Here is a 19,907-nt window from a genome sequence, read left to right as displayed (position 1 = left end):
GAGTGCCGCGTACCGGGGCGTCGTCACGGCGCCCCGGTACCTCTCGCCTACATGCCGATGCGGGTCATGGAGTCGTAGAACTGCGACCGGCCGATGAGCTCGCCGGCGAGCACGAGCGCGAACGCGGCGGTGGCCAGCACCGCGAGCGTGCGGGGTCGGGCGTCGGGGGAGGCGTAGCGGAAGAGCAGGACCGCGAGCAGGCCCGCCCCGAGGAAGACCAGCACGAGGCGCGCGACGAACCATGCACCGGTGAACACCTCGGCCGAGGTGCCCGCGGCCCCGCCGGCCCCGGCGAGGTTGGCGATGTGCAGCGGGATGATGAGGAACTCCGCCCCGAGCAGGACGACCGCAGCGATCCCGATGCCCTTGAGCGTCCCGGCGATGAGGGAGCTGTCGGCGAGGTCGGCCCTGGTCGCTCCGCTCCGGCGGCGTCGCACCATGAGCGTGCCCATGAGGGCGGCACCGACGGCCAGCGCCCCGAGGAGCAGAGCCGTCGTGAAGAACTGCGCCGGGGTGGTCCAGGAGTGCCACGCCGGGACGGCGACGAGCGAGTAGTAGATCATCGACATCGACCACACCAGCACCAGGCCGACGAGGGCGGTGAGGGCCGCGAGGCCCTGGCGCTGGCGGAAGGTGCCCCACTTGAACCACTGCGCCGCGGCGAAGAGGAACCCCAGGGCCGCGAAGCCCGCCCCGAAGATGATCTCCCGGCTGAGCCACGAGGTGGCGACGTGCCGCAGGACGTTGAGCGTGTTGCCGACGTCGTTCATGTGGAACATGGACGCCACGAGCCCGAGGACCATCACCGGTCCGATGGCGTAGAGGACGGGGTCGGTGATCCTGTCGACGGCTTCGCGGCCGTAGCGGCGGGCGGCGACCATCTGGACGACGCCGAGGACGACGAAGGCGCCGACGCTCATCTGGGCGAAGAGGGTGAAGACCATCATGGGCAGCTCGTGGGTGTTCACGTCACAGCTCCTCGGGGTTGGCCAGGGCGCCGGTGCCGGCCCCGCTGGGCTGGGCGTCGCGGTGCGGGGTGATGACGAGGTTGGGGCGGGTGATCGACGGGTCGGGCAGGGGCTCGACGCCGGCGAGGGTGCCGTGCTCGGCGCGCAGCTCGTCGATCGGGCCCCAGGCCAGGGCCCGGGACGGGCAGGCCGCGACGCACGCCGGGTCCTGACCGTCCGCGCGGTAGTCGGCGCACATGTCGCACTTGGACATGTGCCCGGTCTCGGGGTTGAACTGCGGCGCCGAGTAGGGGCACGCCCACTCGCAGTAGCGACACCCGACGCACTTGTCCTCGTCGACGGTGACGATGCCGTTCTCGTCCTTGTGCATGGCTGTGGTGGGGCAGACCTCCACGCACACCGGGTTCTCGCAGTGGTTGCACGAGATCGAGGTGTAGTACGCGAAGACGTTGGGGACGAACGTGTCCCCGTCCTGCTGCCAGGTGCCGCCGCTGTACTCCGCGACGCGGCGCCAGGTCACTCCGACGGGCAGGTCGTTCTTGTCCTTGCACGCGATCTGGCAGGCCTTGCAGCCGGTGCACAGCGTCTGGTCGAAGAGGAAACCGAGCTGGGTTGCCATGATGATCTCCTTCCTCAGGCCTTGACGATGTTGACGAGCGTGGTGTGCTGGGCGTTGCCCTTGGCGAGCGGGGACGGGCGCCAGCTGGTCAGGGTGTTGACGTTTCCGCCCGTGTCGAGTCCGTTGCCGTCCGGGCGGTACCAGGCGCCTTGTGGCACCGAGACGACGCCCGGTGCGATTCGCGGCGTCACACGCGCGAGAAGCTGGATCCGTCCGCGGTCGTTGAGGACGTGAACGACGTCGTCGTTCATGATTCCTCGAGCTTTCGCGTCGGCCGGGTTGATCCACACCACCTGGGGATGAGCCTCCTGGAGCCAGGGAACGTTGCCGTAGGAGGAGTGCGTGCGGGACTTGTAGTGGTGGCCGATGCACTGGAGCGGGTGGTCGGCGTTGCCGCGGGCCTCCTCGGCGCCCTCCCACGTCGCAACGTGCTCGGGCAGGGCGGTGATCCGGTCCCCTTCGGGAAGCTCCCACTCCTGCGCCATCTGCCAGAGTGGTTCCGAGAAGATCTCGATCTTCCCCGAGGGCGTCCCGAGAGGGTTCGCCTCTGGGTCTTCACGGAAGTCCTTCATCGCAACGGTCGTGCCGTTCGGGTTGATCTGCCTGTAGACGCCGATCTCCCAAAGTTCCCGCTCGCTGGGGAGGTCGGGCACGTCCACGCGGGTGAGGTCAAGAAGGTGGGTGATCCACTCCTCCTGGGTGCGGCCCTCGGTGAACTGATCCTCGACCCCGAGACGCCTCGCGATGTCGGTGCACATGTCGTACCCGGTCCGGGAGTCGAAGAGGGGCTCGATGACCTTGTCGGCCATGATGAGGTAGCCCATCTCACCCGCGTAGCCGTTGGGGATGACGTCGGCCTGCTCCACGTTGGTGGTGTCCGGCAAGAGGATGTCCGCGAACTTGGCGGACGCGGTCATCTGGTTGTCGATCACGACGATGAACTCGCACTTTGACTCGTCCTTCAGCAGCTCGGCCGTCCGGTTTGAGTCGGAGTGCTGGTTGATCAGGGTGTTGGACGCGTTGTTGACGATAAGCTTGATGCCGACGTCGAGCTTCTCCTTGCCCCGGACGCCGGCGTTCAGTGCCGTCATCTCCGGGCCGTGATCGATGGCATCGGTCCACGAGAAGCATGAGATCGCTGTGGTGACGGGGTTGTCGAGGAGCGGGAACTTGGCCAGCGGCAGGGCGTAGTTCCCCTCTCGCGCACCGTTTCCTCCCCCCGTGATCCCGATGTTCCCGGTCATGGCGGCCAGCGTGAAGATGGCCCGAGCCTGGTTCTCGCCGTTCGCGCTCCGCTGGGGGCCCCAGCCCTGTGTGATCGCGCAGGGCTTGGTCGAAGCGATCTCACGGGCCAGGCGCACGATCGTCGGCGCAGGAACGCCGGTGATGTGGGACGCCCACTCCGGCGTCTTCGCGACTGCGTCCGTGCCCTCGCCCAGGACGTAGGCGGTGTAGGAGTTGCCCGCGGGCACCCCCTCGGGCATGTGCTCCTCGTCGAATCCTTGACAGTACGTGTCCAGGAACTCCTGGTCCTGAAGGTTCTCCGAGATCATCACGTGAGCCATGGCTGCGACCAGGGCGGCGTCGGTGCCGGGACGGATGGGCACCCACTCGTCACCGAGCCCCACGGCTGACTCCGAGTAGCGCGGATCGATCATGATCGTCCGGAGCCCGGTGAGCTTCTTCGTCTGCTGGGTCACGAACGTCTCGCCGCCGCCGCTCATGCGGGTCTCGAGCGGGTTGTTGCCGAACATCACCTGCAGCCGCGAGTTCTTCGCATCCTCGAAGGAGTTGCTGGGCAGCCATGCCCCGTAGTGGAACGGGTAGGCGCCGGTGATCTGTGCCGTGGAGTAGTCGCCGTACTGGGCAAGGTAGCCGCCGAGGCAGTTCAGAAGTCTCGGCCACGTTCCGCGCTTGGTGATGTTGCCACCCGTGGAGCCGGAGCCGTAGTGGTAGAAGACAGCCTCGTTGCCGTAGGTGTCGATGACCCGGCGCAGCTCTCCTGCGACGGTGCCGAGTGCCTCGTCCCAGGAGATCTCGACGAACTCGCCGGAACCGCGTTCACCCACCCGTTTCATCGGCTTCTTGAGGCGATCGGCGTTGTAGACCCGCTGCCGGAATGCCCGCCCACGCACGCACGCGCGGATCTGCTGCGAACCGAGCGAGTCGTCGCCGGTGTCGTCCGGCAGCACGCGCACGATCCGGCCGTCCTTGACCTGCATGCGCAGGGGGCACCGGGACCCGCAGTTGACGTTGCAGGAGGACCAGACCGTCCGGTCGACGTCCAGGCCGTTCGCCGTCGTCGCGGCGCTCGCGGGCCCGACGCCGGGCATGCCGCCGAAGTACGCGCCTGCGCCGACGAGCGCAGCGCTGCCACCGGCGGCGGCCGACCACTTGAGGAACGACCTGCGGGGGACGGTGGTGGGCCCCGGTGGGACGGGCGGCGCGCTCATGGAGCATCCTTTCGACAGGGATACGTCTGGTTCGGGACCAGACTTCAGGACGATTCAGTGCCCGCCGTGGGGCGATCGTCCTCGGGTCGGCCGGGACGAACGGCCCGGCGGGCGGGCTGGCAGTCGACGCGCAGGCCGGGGATGCCGGCGAAAATGGCCGATCCGGTATGGCGCTCGCGAGGACGTTCGCCGGCTGCACGACGGCGGAGGCCCACCGCGCCGTTGCGCGGTGGGCCCGGCGAGCGGGGGAGCGGCTCCGTCAGCCGCCGGCGAACGGGGGCAGGACGTCCACGCGCACGGCCGGGCGGTCCCCGGCTGCGAGCGGGGCGTCGGGCTCCTCGCGGACGACGTCGTCGACGAGGAGGCTGGAGATGCCGAGGATCCGGCCCAGCTCGGACCCGTGCCGGACGGCGAGCAGGTCGGTGAGGTCGGCTGCGGTGGCACCGGCGGGGAGCGTGAGGTCTTCCGCGGCGACGCCGGCCGCCTCGGCGGCGGCGGCGAAGTACCGCAGGTGGACGGTGACGGTGGTGGTGGTCACGGCAGTCATCTCAGCCTCCGATCGCGCTCATGGGCCGCTGGGGCTGCAGGAAGCCGGGGTCGTCGATGCCGTGCCCGGCGAGCTTGCCCCACATCGCGGTGCGCCAGGCCGCGGCGATCTGCTCGTCGTCCGCCCCGCCGCGGACCAGGCCGCGCAGGTCGGTCTCGGTGCGCGAGAAGAGACAGGTTCGCACCTGCCCGTCCGCGGTCAGCCGGGTGCGGTCGCAGGCGCCGCAGAACGGCTGGGTCACCGAGGCGATGATGCCCACGGAGCCGCCGGGCAGGTCGCCGGAGGGGGCGACGTGGAACCGCTCCGCCGGTGCGGCACCACGCTCGGCGGCGTCGGTGGGTGTGAGCTCGAAACGCTCGGCCAGGGCCGCGAGGATCTGCGCCGCCGTGATCATCTCCCCGCGCACCCAGCGCTCGGGCGGGCCGAGCGGCATCTGCTCGATGAAGCGGAGCTCGAACCCGCGGCGCAGGGCGTAGGCGAGGAGCTCGGGCGCCTCGGTGTCGTTGACCCCGCGCATGAGCACGGCGTTGATCTTCACCGGCGTCATGCCGGCGGCCTCCGCGGCGTCGATCCCCGCCAGGACGTCGGGGAGCCGGTCCCGACGGGTGAGCGTGGCGTAGGCCTGCCGGTCGAGGGAGTCGAGGGAGACGTTGACCCGGGCGAGCCCGGCAGCGGCGAGCCCAGCGGCCCTGCGGTCCAGGCCCAGCCCGTTCGTCGTCAGCGAGGTCTCGGGCACGGCACCGTCGGCGGTGCGCAGGGCCGTCGTCGCCGCCACGATCCGCTCCAGACCCTTGCGCAGGAGCGGCTCCCCGCCGGTGAAGCGGACCTCCCGCACGCCGAGCCGCTCGACGGCGACCCGGATGAGATGGATCACCTCGTCGTCGGAGAGGACCTCCCGGCTGGGCAGCCAGTCGAATCCCTCGGCCGGCATGCAGTACTCGCAGCGCAGGTTGCACCGGTCGGTGAGCGAGACGCGCAGGTCCTGGGCGACCCGGCCGAAGCGGTCCACCAGCCCGGACGTGTCCGGTCGGCCGCCCGGCGTCGCGGCGTCCCGCGCGCCCGCGCCGCGCGCTGCGCGGGCACGGGGCAGACCGAGCTCGACCGACATCCCACCACTGTAACGACTGCCGCGTGGGACCTCCGCGTCGAGCGTCGACCGCCAGGGAGGTCAGGCGGCCGGCTCGGCACCCAGCCAGTCGTGCCAGCCCGAGTGCAGGACGAGCCAGGCGAGGAGCCCGTAGCCGGCCTGGCCCGGATGCGTGCCGTCGCCGGCGGCGACGTCGGCGTGCCACTGCTCGTGGGTCCGCAGGGGCTCGAAGGTCTCCGCGTAGGGCACGTGGCGGCGCTGGCAGACGTCGGCGTACGCCTGCGACAGCGCGGCCAGCGCCTCCGGGTCGGCCCCGGGGCGCGGCGGGGGCCCCACGACGAAGCAGCTCACCCGCGAGGCGGCGGCGCCGTCGAGGATGTTCGCGAGGTTGAGCCGCGACCGGGCCAGCGAGAGCCCCTCGTCGAGGTCGGTGGAGCCCAGCCCGATGACGAGCCGGTTGTCGGTGTGGGCACCGAAGCGGCGACGGCACTCGGTCTCCCAGCGCGCCGACAGGGCGGTGCTGGACTCGCCGGGGACGGCGAGCTGGGCCACGAAGGCCGGCTCCTCCGTCGTCGTGCGCGCCATGACCCGGCCGACCCAGCCCAGACCCCGGGCGTCGCCGGTGCCCGCCGTGAGCTCGTCCCCGATGACGCAGATCCGCAGCTGTCCCTCGCCCACCGTGCTCCTCCCGTGATGCTTCGGTGCCCCCATCCTGCCCGGTGGAGCCGCGCAGGCCCCGCAGCACGCGCGGGGACGCCGACGGGCCGGGACCACGAGGTCCCGGCCCGTCGGCGGTGCTCAGCGGGCGAAGGCCTGCCGCATGAGCTCGGCGTTCTCCTCCACGTGCCGCTTGTGCGAGCCGGTCGACGGCGACGCGGCCGCCGGTCGCGAGACGACCTCGAGCTCGCGCCCGTCCAGGGCGGGGGCCAGGTGGTCGGAGACGAAGGTCCACGGACCCTGGTTCTCCGGCTCGTCCTGCACCCAGACCACCCTGGCGTCGGGGAAGGCGGCGAGCTCGGACCGCACCGCGTCGAGGTCGAGCGGGTAGAGCTGCTCGAGCCGGACGATGGCGACACCGGAGTCGTCGGCCTTCACCCGCTGCGCGGCGAGGTCGTAGTAGATCCGGCCGGAGCACAGCAGGAGCTTCTCGACCTGCTGACCGGCCGTGCGCACGCGCTCCTCCACCTCGCCGATGACCGGGCGGAAGGTGCCCGAGGTGAAGTCCTCCACGGGGGAGGCCGCCGCCTTCAGACGCAGCAGCTGCTTGGGCGAGAAGACGATGAGCGGCTTGCGCGGCCGGGCGTAGGCCTGTCGCCGGAGCATGTGGAAGTGGTTCGCCGGCGTCGACGGCTGGGCGACCACCCAGTTCTCCTCGGCGCTCATCTGCAGGTACCGCTCGATGCGCGCGGAGGAGTGGTCGGGGCCCTGCCCCTCGTAGCCGTGCGGCAGGAGCAGGACGAGCGAGGACCGCTGGCCCCACTTCTGCTCGGACGAGGAGATGAACTCGTCGATGACGGTCTGGGCGCCGTTGGCGAAGTCGCCGAACTGGCCCTCCCACAGCACGAGGGCGTCGGGCCGCTCGACCGAGTAGCCGTACTCGAAGGCCATCGCCGCGAACTCGCTGAGCGAGGAGTCGTACACCCAGAACTTGGCCTGGTCGGGCGTGAGGTACATCAGCGGCGTCCACTCCGCGCCGTTGGTGTAGTCGTGCAGGACGGCGTGGCGCTGGGTGAACGTGCCACGCCGCGAGTCCTGCCCGGACAGCCGCACCGGGGTGCCCTCCATGACGAGGGAGCCGAAGGCGAGGATCTCCCCGAAGCCCCAGTCGATCCCGCCCTCGCGGGTCATCTCGTCGCGACGGTGGAGGAGCTTGTCGAGCTTGGGGTGGACCGAGAAGCCCTCCGGCGGGCGCACGTGCGCCTGCCCGATCCGCTCCAGCACCTCGGCGCCGACGGCGGTCTGCCAGCCGACCATGACGCCGGCGTCCTCGAGCTGGGACTCGGGACGCTCGAGGCCCGCGACCTGCTCGTCGGCGGTCTCGGGCGGGGTCCACCCGCCCTCGCGGGTCTCGGTGAAGGCCTTCTCGAGCTCGCGCTGGTAGTCCTTGAGCGCCTCCTCGGCCTGCTCGGCCGTGAGGTCCTTCCGCCCGATGAGCGACTCGGTGTAGAGCTTGCGCACCGAGCGCTTGTTCTCGATGAGGTTGTACATCACCGGCTGCGTCATCGAGGGGTCGTCGCCCTCGTTGTGGCCGCGCCGGCGGTAGCAGACGAGGTCGACGATGACGTCCTTGTGGAACTTCTGTCGGTAGGCGTACGCCAGCTCCGCGACCCGGGCGACCGCCTCGGGGTCGTCGCCGTTGACGTGGAACACCGGGATCTGCAGACCCTTGGCGATGTCGGTCGGGTAGTAGGACGAGCGCGAGGACGACGGGCCGGTGGTGAAGCCGATCTGGTTGTTGACGATGATGTGGATCGTGCCGCCGGTGCGGTACCCGCGCAGCTGGGAGAGGTTGAGCGTCTCGGTCACCACGCCCTGGCCGGCGAACGCGGCGTCGCCGTGGATGAGGATGGGCAGGACGGAGAAGCCGTCCTCGCCGAGGTCGATCCTGTCCTGCTTGGCCCGGACCACGCCCTCCAGGACGCCGTCGGCCGCCTCGAGGTGCGACGGGTTCGCCGCGAGGTAGACGGCGGTCGTCTCCCCGTCCGGTGCGGTGAAGGTGCCCACGGTCCCGAGGTGGTACTTCACGTCGCCGGACCCCTGGACGGTGCGCGGGTCCTGGTTCCCCTCGAACTCGGAGAAGATCTGCCCGTAGGACTTCCCGGCGATGTTGGCGAGCACGTTGAGGCGCCCGCGGTGGGCCATGGCGATCCCGACCTCGTCGAGGCCGTCGTCGGCGGCACCGGTGAGGATGACGTCGAGGAGGGGGATGAGCGACTCGGCACCCTCGAGGGAGAAGCGCTTCTGCCCCACGTACTTCGTCTGCAGGAACGTCTCGAACGCCTCGGCGGCGTTGAGCTTCCTGAGGATCTGGAGCTGCTGCTCGCTCGACGGCTTGGCGTAGGGCGTCTCGAGCTGGCTCTGGAACCACTTGCGCTGACCCGGGTCGCCGATGTGCATGTACTCGATGCCCACGGTCCGGCAGTACGCGTCACGCAGGAGCTGCAGCACGTCGCGCAGGCTCGCCCGGGCCGTCCCGCCGATCCCGCCGGTGGGGAAGGTGCGGTCGAGGTCCCACAGGGTCAGCCCGTACGCGGCGACGTCGAGGTCGGGGTGTCGGCGCTGACGGTAGGCGAGCGGGTCGGTGTCGGCCATGAAGTGGCCGCGGGAGCGGTACGCGTGCACCAGCTCGGCGATCCTGGCGGGCTTGCCGAGCTCGGTCTCCGGGTCGTACTCGATGTCCTGGAGCCAGCGCACCGGCTCGTACGGCACCCGCAGGGAGGTGAACACCCGGTCGTAGAAGCCGTCGGTGCCGAGCAGCTTGGTGTGGATGATCTTGAGGAACTCGCCCGAGGCCGCGCCCTGGATGATCCGGTGGTCGTAGGTCGAGGTGAGGGTGAGGACCTTGGAGACGCCGATCCGCGCCAGGCGCTGCTGCGAGGCCCCGGCGAACTCGGCCGGGTAGTCCATCGCGCCGACGCCGAGGATCGTGCCCTGGCCCTTCATGAGCCTCGGGATCGAGTGCACCGTGCCGATGCCGCCGGGGTTGGTCAGCGAGATCGTCGTCCCGGCGTAGTCCTCGAGGGTGAGCTTGTTCTTGCGCGCCTTGCGCACGAGGTCCTCGTAGGCGCCCCAGAAGCCGGCGAAGTCCATCGTGTCGGCGGCCTTGACGGAGGGCACCACCAGGCTGCGGGTGCCGTCGGGCTTCGGCAGGTCGATCGCGAGGCCGAAGTTGACGTGCGCCGGCTGGAAGACGGCGGGCTTGCCGTCCTCGGTCTCGCTGTAGGAGTAGTTCATCTCCGGCATCTCCGACAGCGCCTCGACCATGGCGAAGCCGATGAGGTGCGTGAAGGAGACCTTGCCGCCGCGTGAGCGGGCGAGGTGGTTGTTGATGACGATCCGGTTGTCGACCATCACCTTGGCGGGGACGGCGCGCACGCTCGTCGCAACCGGCAGCTCGAGGCTGGTCTCCATGTTCTGGACCGTGCGCGCGGCGACGCCGCGCAGCTTGACGGTCTCGTCCTCGGCCGGGCTCTCCGCCGTCGGGGAGGGACGCCCGGCGCGCTCGACGTAGGCGGAGGTGGGGGGCTGGGCCGAGACGGGCGGCGCGGGGGGCAGGTCGTCGCGCACGGTCTCCACCGACTGGTCCGCCCGGGCGCCGGGGGAGGGCGTGCCGGCCGAGCGCGCGGCGCTCTGCGGGGGCGCGCCGGGCTCGGGGGCGGCCGCCCGGGCCGGGCTCACCACGGCGGGCGCCGCGTCCGACGGCGCGGGGTCGGCGGGCACGGTGCGTCCGGCCGGGGCCTGGCCCGTCTCGGCACCGGGCGCCTGGTCCGCGTCACCGCCGTTGCCGGTGCTCTCGTAGTCCTCGAAGAAGTCCCACCACGCAGGGTCGACGGACCGCTTGTCCTGCTTGTACTTCTCGTAGAGCTCCTCGATGAGCCACTCGTTGGCGCCAAAGGTGGAGCTGATGTCGTGTTCCTGCGTGGACACTCGCTGTTCGCCCTCTTCCAGGGGTGTGATGAAGATCGCCTACAACCCTAGGCGACCTGCTCCTCCGACCCCACATCGAGACCGGCTCCCGGCCGGAATTCGGGCGGCGTCGGCGGCCCCTGCGCCGACTCGCTCAAGAGCCGGTCAACGGGGCGTCACACACGCCTAGGACGAACGTCCCGAACCGGTGATGTCGGGGCGCACCGCCCGGGCGGGTCGCTACCATCGAGCCACCATGCGTCGCTCACGCCGCGGTCGACATCCCGCCGACCCTCCTGAACCCCTGCCCGCGGAAGACACGCGCGGGTCCCGCCGAGCCACCGGGCGGGCGAGGCCGTGCTGACCGAGTGGCTGCTCGTCCTCCTCGGGGTCGTCCTGACCGCCGGGACCGCCGTCTTCGTCGCGGCGGAGTTCTCCCTCGTCGCCCTCGACCCGGGCACCGTCGACCGGCGGATCGCCGCGGGCGACAAGCGCGCTGTCGGCGTCGGCCGGGCCCTCAAGCACCTCTCGCTCGAGCTCTCCAGCGCCCAGGTCGGCATCACCGTGACGACCATCCTGCTGGGCTACACCACGCAGGCCGCCCTGGCGACGCTCCTGGCCGGCCCGCTCGGCAGCGCCGGCCTCGCCAGCGCCGCGGCCACCGCGACGGCGGTGGTGCTCTCGCTGGTGGCGGTCAACACCTTCTCGATGGTCTTCGGCGAGCTCGTGCCCAAGAACCTCGCCCTGGCGGACCCGCTCGTCACCGCGGGCCACGTCGCCCCGCTCCAGCGGGTCTTCACCCGGGCCCTGCGCCCGGTCATCACCGGTCTCAACAACTCCGCCAACGCGGTCCTGCGACGCTTCGGGGTGGAGGCCGCCGAGGAGCTCTCCGGCGGCCGCTCCGCCTCCGAGCTCGCCGCGCTGGTGCGCCGCTCCGCGGAGCAGGGCACGCTCGACGTCTCGACGGCGACGCTGCTCACCCGGTCGATCGGCCTCGGCGCGCTCACCGCCGTCGACGTCATGACCGACCGCGGCCGGATCCACGCGCTGAGCCGGGAGGACACCGCCGCCGACGTCGTCGCCCTGGCCCGGGCCACCGGCCACTCGCGCTTCCCCGTCTTCGGGGAGGACCCCGACGACGTCGTCGGGCTGGTCCACCTGCGCCGCGCCGTGGCCGTGCCCTACGAGCGCCGTGCGGACGTGCCGGTGGCCTCGTCCTCGCTCCTGGTCGAGGCGCCCCGCGTGCCCGAGACCGTCGCGCTGGGCCCGCTGCTCGTGCAGCTGCGCGACGAGGGCCTCCAGATGGCCGTCGTCGTCGACGAGTACGGCGGCACGTCGGGGATCGTCACGCTCGAGGACGTCGTCGAGGAGCTCGTGGGAGACGTGGCCGACGAGCACGACCGCCGCCGCTCGGGCACGCACGCCGGCCCCCGCGGCACCTGGGTCGTCCCCGGCGTCCTGCGCCCGGACGAGCTCGCCGACCAGACCGGCCTTCGGGTTCCCGACGACGGGCCGTACGAGACCCTCGGCGGGCTCGTCATGGACCGGCTCGGCCGGATCCCCGGCGAGGGCGACGAGGTCACCGTCGGGGACGTCCTGCTCACCGTGGAGCACATGGAGGGCCGCCGGGTCGACCGCCTGCGCGTCCGGCCCGTCCCGGCCGGGGGTGCGGCATGAGCACCTCCACGGCCCTCGTCGTCGGCCTCGTCCTCCTCGCGCTCAACGCCTTCTTCGTCGGTGCGGAGTTCGCCGTGATGTCCGCGCGTCGCTCGCGCATCGAGCCCCTGGTCGAGCAGGGGCGCCGGGGCGCGCGAAGCGTCCTCTACGCGATGGAGAACGTGACGATCATGCTCGCCTCCGCCCAGCTGGGCGTGACGGTGTGCTCGACGGGGCTGGGGGCGGTGGCCGAGCCGGCCATCGCCCACCTCGTCCAGGGCCCCCTCGAGGCGGCAGGCCTGCCCGCCGAGGCGGGGCACGTCGTGGGGTTCACCCTCGCGCTCGCGCTGGTGGTCTACCTCCACGTGGTGCTCGGCGAGATGGTGCCGAAGAACCTCGCGGTGACGTCGCCCGAGAAGGCCGCGCTCATCTTCGCCCCGCCCCTGGTGTGGATCTCCAAGGTCCTGCGACCGGTCGTGGGAGGCCTGAACTGGTTCGCCAACCTCGTCCTGCGGATGGTCGGCGTCGAGCCGAAGGACGAGGTCGTCTCGGCCTTCACCGCCGAGGAGGTCGCCTCGATCGTCGAGCGCTCCCAGGCCGAGGGGGTGCTCAGCGACGACCTTGGCCTGCTCACCGGCGCGATCGAGTTCTCCGAGCGCACGGCCGCCGAGGTCATGGTCCCGGTGGACGAGCTCGACGCGCTGCACGTGGGGTGCACCCCGGCGGAGGTCGAGCGGGAGGTCGCGCGGACCGGCTTCTCGCGCTTCCCCCTCGTCACCGGCACGGGCGAGCTCGCCGGCTACCTCCACCTCAAGGACGTCCTGTACGCCGAGGGGGACGCCCGGGACCTGCCCGTGCCGCCCTGGCGGGTCCGTGCGCTCGCGGCGGTGGCGCCCGAGGACGAGGTGGAGGACGCCCTGGCCGCGATGCAGCGCTCGGGCGCGCACCTGGCGCGCGTGGTCGCCCCGGACGGGGGCGCCGAGTCCCTGGGCGTGGTGTTCCTCGAGGACATCCTCGAGGAGCTCGTCGGCGAGGTGCGCGACTCGATGCAGCGCGAGGAGTACCGCACGCAGACGTGACGCGGACCGCACCTCGGTGTGAGCCAGGTCACGCGCGTCAGAGCGGAGATCGCCCGGTTCGTCGACATCGGTCCGTTACTGTTTCGTCACCAACCCACCTCGGGGCTCGCGCCCCTCGTGCTCCCGCTCGGCCGTCGACAGGCCGGCGCCCTCCGGAGGTCCTCGTCGATGTCAGGTCCCGCTGTGCCAGAACCATCGGCACCGCCGACCCGGCGTCAGCTCCGCGAGGCTGAGCGCGCCCGCCTCGAGGCCCTCGCAGGGCCGGCCGCGGACGGAACGACTCCTGCGGCCCTCGCACCCTCGCGCGGTGCCGCGTCCGAGGTCGTCGACGCCCGGCCGGAGAGCACGACGGCGTCGCGGCCCGCACCGGTGAGGTCCAGGCGCGACCTGCGCGCCGCCGGCGGGCACGATCGGCCGGAGGTCGATGCCGCTGCGGTCCGGGTCGCCGGGGACGGGCACACCACGCCCGCTCCTCATGCCGCGCTCGGAGGTGCGCACGTGAGGCCCCGTTCCCGGCGTGAGCTCCGCACGCGTGTGGAGCAGGCCGCGGCCGGCGCAGCGGTGGCCGAGCAGGCTGCCCCGGCCGGCGCGGTGGTGGCCGAGCAGGCTGCCCCGGCCGGGGCGGTGGCGCCCGCAACACCTGCCCGGGCGACGCCTCCGGCGCCCGCGCCGACCGCCGTGCCCGTCGAGGCCGTGGTCCCCGCGAGCGTGTCGGCAGCCGGCGCTACGGCGCCCGCCCCGTCGGCGCCTGGTGCCGGCCGCCCGGCCGCCCCGCCGCGCCCCGTGCCGGCCCCCGCCGCCGGTCCCGCGTCCGGCCGGGCTCCCTCGTCCCCCGCGGACGACACGGCCACATGGACCATCGCCCTGCCGGGACTCCTGCCGGCCGCCGGGGAGGCGGGCCCCACGCTGTCCCGGCCCCCCTCGCGCCGGCAGCTCCGTCCGACGGCCCCGGGTGCCGGACGTCGCCACGTCGCCGGCTGGGCGCCGCGAGCCGCCGTCCTGTCGGCCCTCGGCGTGCTGACGATCGCCGCGCCGATGGCCGGTTTCGCCACCCCGGCGGACAGCGCCCGGGCCGAGATCCCGACGACGGCGAGCGCCATGGCCCGTCTCGACGCCGCCGCCGTCGCGCTCGCGGGCCCCGCGCCGGCGGCGCTGCTCGCCGACCCCGCGGCCGCGAGCCGGGCGGAGGTGCTGCAGACCTCCCGTGCCGCCGACCGCGACGCGCTCCGGTGCGCGCCGGTGACGGGTGCCAGCGGGACCCGCGCCGCCGTGACGGAGGAGCGGGCCCGGCTGGTCATGCCGATGGCGAGCGGGACCTATCGCTTCACCTCGAGGTACGGCAACCGCTCGGACCCCCTCAGCGGGATCTTCGGCCAGCACACCGGCAGCGACTTCGCCGGGTCCATCGGTACGCCGATCTACGCGGTGGCCGCCGGGACGGTCGAGTACGTGGGCGCCGGCAAGGACGGCCGGTCGGGCACCCTCGTCGTGATCCGTCACGAGCTCGACGGCACCACGTTCTACAGCTGGTACGGGCACATGTACGCCTCGGGTGTCCTCGTCGACGTCGGTGAGGAGGTCGAGGTCGGGCAGCACATCGCCGGGGTGGGCAACAACGGGCGGTCCACGGGTCCGCACCTGCACCTCGAGATCCACACGGACGACCAGCTCACCACGGTCGACCCGGTCGCCTGGCTCGCCGAGCACGGCGCGCAGGAGCCGTCGCCCACCTGCTGAGGCACGCCGCCGGTCCGGACGGGACCCGTGTCGTCAGCCCGGACGAGCAGTAGGACGTCCGGCGGGGCGCCGGACGAGCGCCTCCAGCCGCAGCGCCAGCTGGACCTCGAGACGACGCTCCGGTGCGGCCCAGTCGGGGCCCAGCAGCCGGGTCACGCGGTCCAGGCGCTGGGAGACGGTGTTCGCGTGCAGGTGCAGCGCCGCAGCGGTGCGGGCCACGGCGGTGCCCTCGGCGAAGTACGCGTGCAGCGTCGCGACCAGCTCGGTCCCGCGCCGCTCGTCGTAGTCGAGGACGGGCCCGAGCACCGACCGCACGTAGGCGGGCACGTCGCGGTCGTCGGCGAGGAGCAGCCCGACGAAGCCGAGGTCGGCCGAGCCGGCCGCCTCGCCCGTACGACCCAGTGCCTGGAGGGTGCGCAGGCAGCGCAACGCCTCGGCGTGCGCCGCGCGCACCTCGTGGCTGCCGACCGCCGGTCCGGCCACCCCCGCCGTCGGCGACCGACCGGTCCGCCGGGCCACCTCGGCCGCGACCAGGGCGCCGGCACCGGCGGGGGAGAGGTGGGGGAGGACGATGACCAGGCGGCCGTCGTGCACCGCCGAGAGCCCGCCGCGCGCGGCGGCGACGGAGGCCCCGGCGTCGGCGGCCAGGCCGCGCTCGCCGGCGATCTCGGCGACGACGACGGCGTGCGGGACGGTGAGGTCGATCCCGGCCCGCCGGGCACGCGCGGGCAGACCCGAGCCGTCGCGGTCGAGGAGCACGTCCTCGAGGAGCTCGCCGCGCAGGCGGTCCTCGGCGGCCGCGACCGACCGCCGGAAGAGCAGCAGCAGGGCACTGACGAGCGCCGCCCGTTCGAGGATGCGCCGGTCGGCCTCCTCCAGCGGCTCGCCGCGGCGCAGCAGGAGGGCGCCGAGCGCGTCCGCCCCGGCCACGACCGGGGCGGCGTGAACGCCCTCGGCGCGCAGCGTCCGGCCGGCGGCCGCGGCGCGGCGGGCGAGCGCTGCCTCGGCGGCGGTGGGGCCCTGCGAGGACCCCGCCGCGGCGAGGACGGTGCCGTCGGCGTCGACGACGAGGACGTCGCCGGCGAGGAGCGTGCGGACCTCGGCGGCGACGGCAGCCGCGTCCCCGCCCCGCAGGACGAGACCGAAGAACCGGTCGTGCGCCTCCGCCGCGCGCTCGACGGCCACCGTCCGGGCGCGGAGCATCTCGTCGGCGACCTGCAGGTCCCGCAGGGCCGCTCGGGTCTCGCTGAGCGCCCGGGCCTTGTCGAGCGCGATCGCGGCGTGCGCGGCGAAGGAGGTCAGCAGGGCGATCTCGGCCGCCGCGAAGGGGCGCACCGAGCGGTGCGCCGCGTACAGGACCCCCATGAGCTGCCCGCCCAGGACCAGGGGTACGCCGAGGATCGCGCTCAGCCCCTCGTCCGCGACGGCCGCGTCGATGGTGGCGGTGTGGTCGATGCGGTGGTCCTCGAAGTACGCGGAGGTCGCGTACGCGGTGCCGGTCTGCGCCACCATCCCGCCCAGCCCCGCCCCGAGGGAGAGCCGGACCCCACGGAACAGCTCGGAGGTGCAGCCGACGGTCACCCGCATGTAGGTGTCCCCGGCGGCGGCGTCCATGAGGGAGAGGTAGGCGACGTCGCTGTGGAGGAGGTCGCGCGACCGGCTGACGATGGCGTGCAGGACGGCGTCGACGTCGGTGAGCGAGGCGAGGTCGCCGGCCGTCTGGAAGAGGGCGGACAGCTCGTGCTCACGCCGGCGCCGGGCCTCGAGGACCTCGCGCACGCGCAGCGCCGAGTCGCGGGCCCGTTCGACCTCGGCGACGGCGGCCGCGTCGGCGCCCGCGCGACGCGCGGCCTCGACGGGCCGGTCGAACTCCGCCGGGTCGGCCTCGCGCGCGAGCAGGTCGAGGTACGCCGTCGTCCACACGGCCGACATTCTTCCCGACCGGGCAGCCGCGACGTGGCGGGACGACACGGGAAGCGGCCCAGGGTGGGCTCGTGCGGGTGGGGGCCAGGCTCGGCTGCGGCTGCGGCTGCGGCTGCGGCTGCGGCTGCGGCTCGGCGCGGCGCGGCGCGGGGAGTGGGTCCGTGCGGGGCGACGCGGGGAGGGCGACGAGACGCGGCGGGCACCGTGAGGTGCCCGCCGCGTCAGCGCCGGAGCGGGACGCCCCTCAGCGCCGCTGCCGGGCGTCCGCCCGGGCGATGGAGGCGTCGAGGTCGGCCGGGGCGGTGCCCTCGCCGGGGATCTCGCTCAGCCCCTCGGTCACCACCACCCGCGGTCCCTGCACGCCCTCGGACTCGGACTCCTCCGCGCTCTGGTCGCGGACCGCGGCGCGGTCGATCCGGACCTGCTCCACGCCGACGCCGTAGTAGGCCGCCTGCATCATGTCCTTCATGTCCTTGACCATCGGCAGACGGGGGTTCGCCGGGGCGCACTGGTCCTCGAAGGCCCGCATGGCGAGGGTGTCCAGCGCCGGGACGAAGGCCTCCTCGGCGATGCCCATCTGGGCGAACGAGCCGGGCATGCCCAGCGACGCGCGCAGCTCCTCCACGGCCCGGGCGTAGGCCTCGACGGCCTCCTCCGGCGTGGCGGCCGGCAGGCCGAGGTGGGCCGCGACCTGCTGGAACCGCTGCGGTGCGGTGTAGGTCTCGTACTTGGGCCAGTTGCTGAGCTTGGTGGGGACCTGGCCGTTGTAGCGGATCGCGTGGGGGAGCAGCACCGCGTTGGTGCGGCCGTGGACCTGGTGGTAGGTCGAGCCCACCGTGTGCGCCATGGCGTGCACGACGCCGAGGAAGGCGTTGCCGAACGCCATGCCCGCGATGGTCGAGGCGTTGTGCATCCGCTCGCGGGCCTTGCCGATCACCGTCGCGGCCAGCCCGTCGCGCTCGCCGTTGACCGAGGTGGCGATGTTGTCGAAGACCATCTTGATCGCGTGCAGCGCCAGGGCGTCGGTGAAGTCGTTGGCGTAGACCGAGACGTAGGCCTCGGTGGCGTGGGTGAGGGCGTCGAAGCCGGAGTCCGCGGCGAGGCTGGAGGGCATCCGGGCGGTGAGCTCGGGGTCGACGATCGCGACCGAGGGCGTCAGGGCGTAGTCCGCCAGCGGGTACTTGTACCCCGTCTCCGGGTCGGAGATGACCGCGAACGGCGTCACCTCCGCGCCGGTGCCCGAGGAGGTCGGGATGCAGACGAGCTTGGCGAGCTCGCCGAGCGCGGGGAACCGGAACGCCCGCTTGCGCACGTCGAGGTACTTCTCCCGCAGGTCCTCGAACCGGACCTCGGGGTGCTCGTACAGCAGCCACATCACCTTGGCGGCGTCCATGGGCGACCCGCCGCCGAGGGCGATGATGGTGTCCGGGCGGAACGACCGCATCGACTCCGCGCCGCGGCGCACCGTGCCGATCGACGGCTCGGGCTCGACGTCGTCGATGACCTGCAGGGCGACGGGACGGGCCCGGCGGTCCAGGACGTCGCGGATCTTGTCCACGTAGCCCAGCCGCGTCATCGTCGCGTCCGTGACGATCGTGACCCGGTCGATGCCCTCCATGTCGTAGAGGTAGCGGATGGCGTGCGGCTCGAAGTAGGTCTTGGCGGGCACCTTGAACCACTGGAGGTTGTTGGTGCGACGGCCGATGCGCTTGATGTTGATGAGGTTCACCGCCGAGACGTTGTTGGACACCGAGTTGTGGCCGTAGGAGCCGCACCCGAGCGTGAGCGAGGGGATGAAGGCGTTGTAGATGTCGCCGATGCCACCGAGGGAGGACGGCGCGTTGGTGATGATGCGCACGGCCTTGACCCGGGCGCCGAAGCGCTCGACGAGCCCGGTGTCGCTGGCGTGGATGACGGCCGAGTGGCCGAGCCCGTCGAGCTCGACCATGCGCTCGGCGAGGGTGATGCCCTCCTCGGTGGAGCCGGCGCGCACGACCGCCAGAACGGGGCACAGCTTCTCCCGGGTCAGCGGCTCGTGCGGGCCGACGCCGGAGACCTCCGCGAGGATGATCGAGGTGTCCTCGGGGACGGTGAAGCCGGCGTGCCGCGCGATCCAGGTGGGGGACTTGCCCACCACGGCGGCGTTGAGACGGGCCTCGCCGCAGTTCTCCGAGTTCGCGCCGACGCCGAAGATGAACTCCTCGAGCATCGCCTTCTCCGCGGCGGTGGCGCGGTAGGCGTGGAGGCGGTCGAGGTGGGTGAGCATCTCGTCGTAGACGGCGTCGTCGAGGATGACGGCCTGCTCCGAGGCGCACACCATGCCGTTGTCGAACGACTTCGACATCACCAGGTCGGTCGCGGCCCGCTCGAGGTTCGCGCTGGTGTGGACGTAGGCGGGGACGTTGCCCGCGCCGACGCCGAGGGCCGGCTTGCCGCAGGAGTACGCGGCCCGGACCATCGAGTTGCCGCCGGTGGCGAGGATGAGGGAGACCCCGGGGTGGTTCATGAGCGAGCCGGTGGCGGCCATGCTGGGCTCGCTCACCCACTGGATGCAGCCCTCCGGCGCCCCGGCGGCGACGGCGGCGTCGCGCACCACGCGGGCCGCGGCCACCGAGCAGTCCTGCGCGCCCGGGTGGAACGCGAAGATGACGGGGTTGCGGGTCTTGAGGCAGATGAGGGCCTTGAAGATGGCGGTCGAGGTCGGGTTCGTCACCGGGGTGACGGCGGCGACGACGCCGACGGGCTCGGCGATCTCGACGATGCCCTTGAGCTCGTCGCGGTTGATGACGCCGACGGTGCGCAGGTCGCGCATCGAGTAGGTCACGTGCTCGCAGGCGAAGATGTTCTTGGTCGCCTTGTCCTCGAAGACCCCGCGGCCGGTCTCGGCGACGGCGGCCTCGGCGAGGACGCCGTGCTGGTTGAGCGCCGCGACGGACGCCTTCTTGACGATGCGGTCGACGTCCTCCTGGGTGAGCGAGGCGTAGTCGGCGAGGGCGGTGAGGCCCTTCGCGACGAGCTGGTCGATCTCGGGGGTGTCCACTGGTGCTCCTTCGACGGTCCCGGCGCCGGTCGCCGGCCTGCTGCTTGAGAACGTAGGTCGGAGATCCCGCGCCGAGCCGGGCTTCGGTCCCACGGCCCAAGGTCCTGCGCCCTTGGTCCCGGCGGCCCGGAGCCGCACGATCACGCCGTTCCGCGGCCGGGCGCACGGCTCG

At 72.7% G+C, this 19,907-nt stretch carries 12 protein-coding genes; 3 read left to right on the top strand and 9 right to left on the bottom strand.

Going from position 1 to position 19,907, the window contains the following annotated elements:
• Positions 1-47: 47 nt before the first annotated feature.
• The 7 genes from AAEM63_RS13395 to AAEM63_RS13365 all read right to left on the bottom strand — a co-directional run bounded on the left by AAEM63_RS13395 (position 48) and on the right by AAEM63_RS13365 (position 10,321).
• Positions 48-968, bottom strand: coding sequence for a DmsC/YnfH family molybdoenzyme membrane anchor subunit (locus AAEM63_RS13395; protein WP_341358743.1), 921 nt, complete (start codon positions 966-968; stop codon positions 48-50).
• Between the two features lies 1 nt (position 969).
• The gene (locus AAEM63_RS13390; RefSeq protein WP_341358742.1) at positions 970-1,587 is read right to left on the bottom strand and encodes a DMSO/selenate family reductase complex B subunit; all 618 of its coding nucleotides are present in this window, start codon (positions 1,585-1,587) and stop codon (positions 970-972) included.
• A gap of 14 nt (positions 1,588-1,601) precedes the next feature.
• Positions 1,602-4,040 carry a DMSO/selenate family reductase complex A subunit gene (locus tag AAEM63_RS13385; protein WP_341358741.1) on the bottom strand — a complete coding sequence of 813 codons (2,439 nt, stop codon included), beginning with the start codon at positions 4,038-4,040 and terminating at the stop codon, positions 1,602-1,604.
• Between the two features lie 259 nt (positions 4,041-4,299).
• Positions 4,300-4,587 (bottom strand): MoaD/ThiS family protein, encoded by a 288-nt coding sequence (locus tag AAEM63_RS13380; protein WP_341358740.1) that lies wholly within the window; start codon positions 4,585-4,587, stop codon positions 4,300-4,302.
• Position 4,588: 1 nt separating this feature from the next.
• Positions 4,589-5,695, bottom strand: coding sequence for a GTP 3',8-cyclase MoaA (gene moaA, locus AAEM63_RS13375; protein ID WP_341358739.1), 1,107 nt, complete (start codon positions 5,693-5,695; stop codon positions 4,589-4,591).
• Positions 5,696-5,755: 60 nt separating this feature from the next.
• On the bottom strand, positions 5,756-6,352 hold the full coding sequence (locus AAEM63_RS13370) for a GDSL-type esterase/lipase family protein (protein ID WP_341358738.1): 597 nt from the start codon (positions 6,350-6,352) through the stop codon (positions 5,756-5,758).
• A gap of 120 nt (positions 6,353-6,472) precedes the next feature.
• Positions 6,473-10,321 (bottom strand): multifunctional oxoglutarate decarboxylase/oxoglutarate dehydrogenase thiamine pyrophosphate-binding subunit/dihydrolipoyllysine-residue succinyltransferase subunit, encoded by a 3,849-nt coding sequence (locus AAEM63_RS13365; protein ID WP_341358737.1) that lies wholly within the window; start codon positions 10,319-10,321, stop codon positions 6,473-6,475.
• A 336-nt stretch (positions 10,322-10,657) separates the two neighbouring features.
• Between AAEM63_RS13365 and AAEM63_RS13360 the strand changes: the two genes are divergently transcribed.
• The 3 genes from AAEM63_RS13360 (at position 10,658) to AAEM63_RS13350 (ending at position 14,772) form a co-directional block, all read left to right on the top strand.
• Positions 10,658-11,977 (top strand): hemolysin family protein, encoded by a 1,320-nt coding sequence (locus AAEM63_RS13360; RefSeq protein ID WP_341358736.1) that lies wholly within the window; start codon positions 10,658-10,660, stop codon positions 11,975-11,977.
• The gene (locus AAEM63_RS13355; RefSeq protein ID WP_341358735.1) at positions 11,974-13,035 is read left to right on the top strand and encodes a hemolysin family protein; all 1,062 of its coding nucleotides are present in this window, start codon (positions 11,974-11,976) and stop codon (positions 13,033-13,035) included. Before AAEM63_RS13360 ends, AAEM63_RS13355 begins: the two co-directional genes overlap by 4 nt.
• Before the next feature lie 498 nt (positions 13,036-13,533).
• A complete protein-coding gene (locus tag AAEM63_RS13350) occupies positions 13,534-14,772 on the top strand; it encodes a peptidoglycan DD-metalloendopeptidase family protein (RefSeq protein WP_341358734.1) in 1,239 nt (412 codons plus the stop codon).
• A gap of 33 nt (positions 14,773-14,805) precedes the next feature.
• Here the strand turns inward: AAEM63_RS13350 and AAEM63_RS13345 are convergent, their stop codons facing one another.
• Complete coding sequence (locus AAEM63_RS13345) at positions 14,806-16,695, bottom strand: helix-turn-helix domain-containing protein (RefSeq protein ID WP_341358733.1); 1,890 nt, start codon at positions 16,693-16,695, stop codon at positions 14,806-14,808.
• 244 nt (positions 16,696-16,939) lie between these two features.
• The gene (gene adhE, locus AAEM63_RS13340; RefSeq protein WP_341358732.1) at positions 16,940-19,828 is read right to left on the bottom strand and encodes a bifunctional acetaldehyde-CoA/alcohol dehydrogenase; all 2,889 of its coding nucleotides are present in this window, start codon (positions 19,826-19,828) and stop codon (positions 16,940-16,942) included.
• Positions 19,829-19,907 lie beyond the last annotated feature (79 nt).

Source organism: Georgenia sp. M64, assembly GCF_038049925.1.
Lineage (GTDB): Bacteria > Actinomycetota > Actinomycetes > Actinomycetales > Actinomycetaceae > Georgenia.
Note: the sequence above shows the minus strand (reverse complement) of the source record. Positions and strands in the feature narration are given on the sequence as shown.

Excerpts from the sequence above, each read along its gene's own strand:
- moaA (WP_341358739.1), bottom strand. The coding sequence starts at position 5,695 with ATGTCGGTCGAGCTCGGTCTGCCCCGTGCCCGCGCAGCGCGCGGCGCG.
- AAEM63_RS13390 (WP_341358742.1), bottom strand. The coding sequence starts at position 1,587 with ATGGCAACCCAGCTCGGTTTCCTCTTCGACCAGACGCTGTGCACCGGC.
- AAEM63_RS13380 (WP_341358740.1), bottom strand. The coding sequence starts at position 4,587 with ATGACTGCCGTGACCACCACCACCGTCACCGTCCACCTGCGGTACTTC.
- AAEM63_RS13355 (WP_341358735.1), top strand. The coding sequence starts at position 11,974 with ATGAGCACCTCCACGGCCCTCGTCGTCGGCCTCGTCCTCCTCGCGCTC.
- AAEM63_RS13385 (WP_341358741.1), bottom strand. The coding sequence starts at position 4,040 with ATGAGCGCGCCGCCCGTCCCACCGGGGCCCACCACCGTCCCCCGCAGG.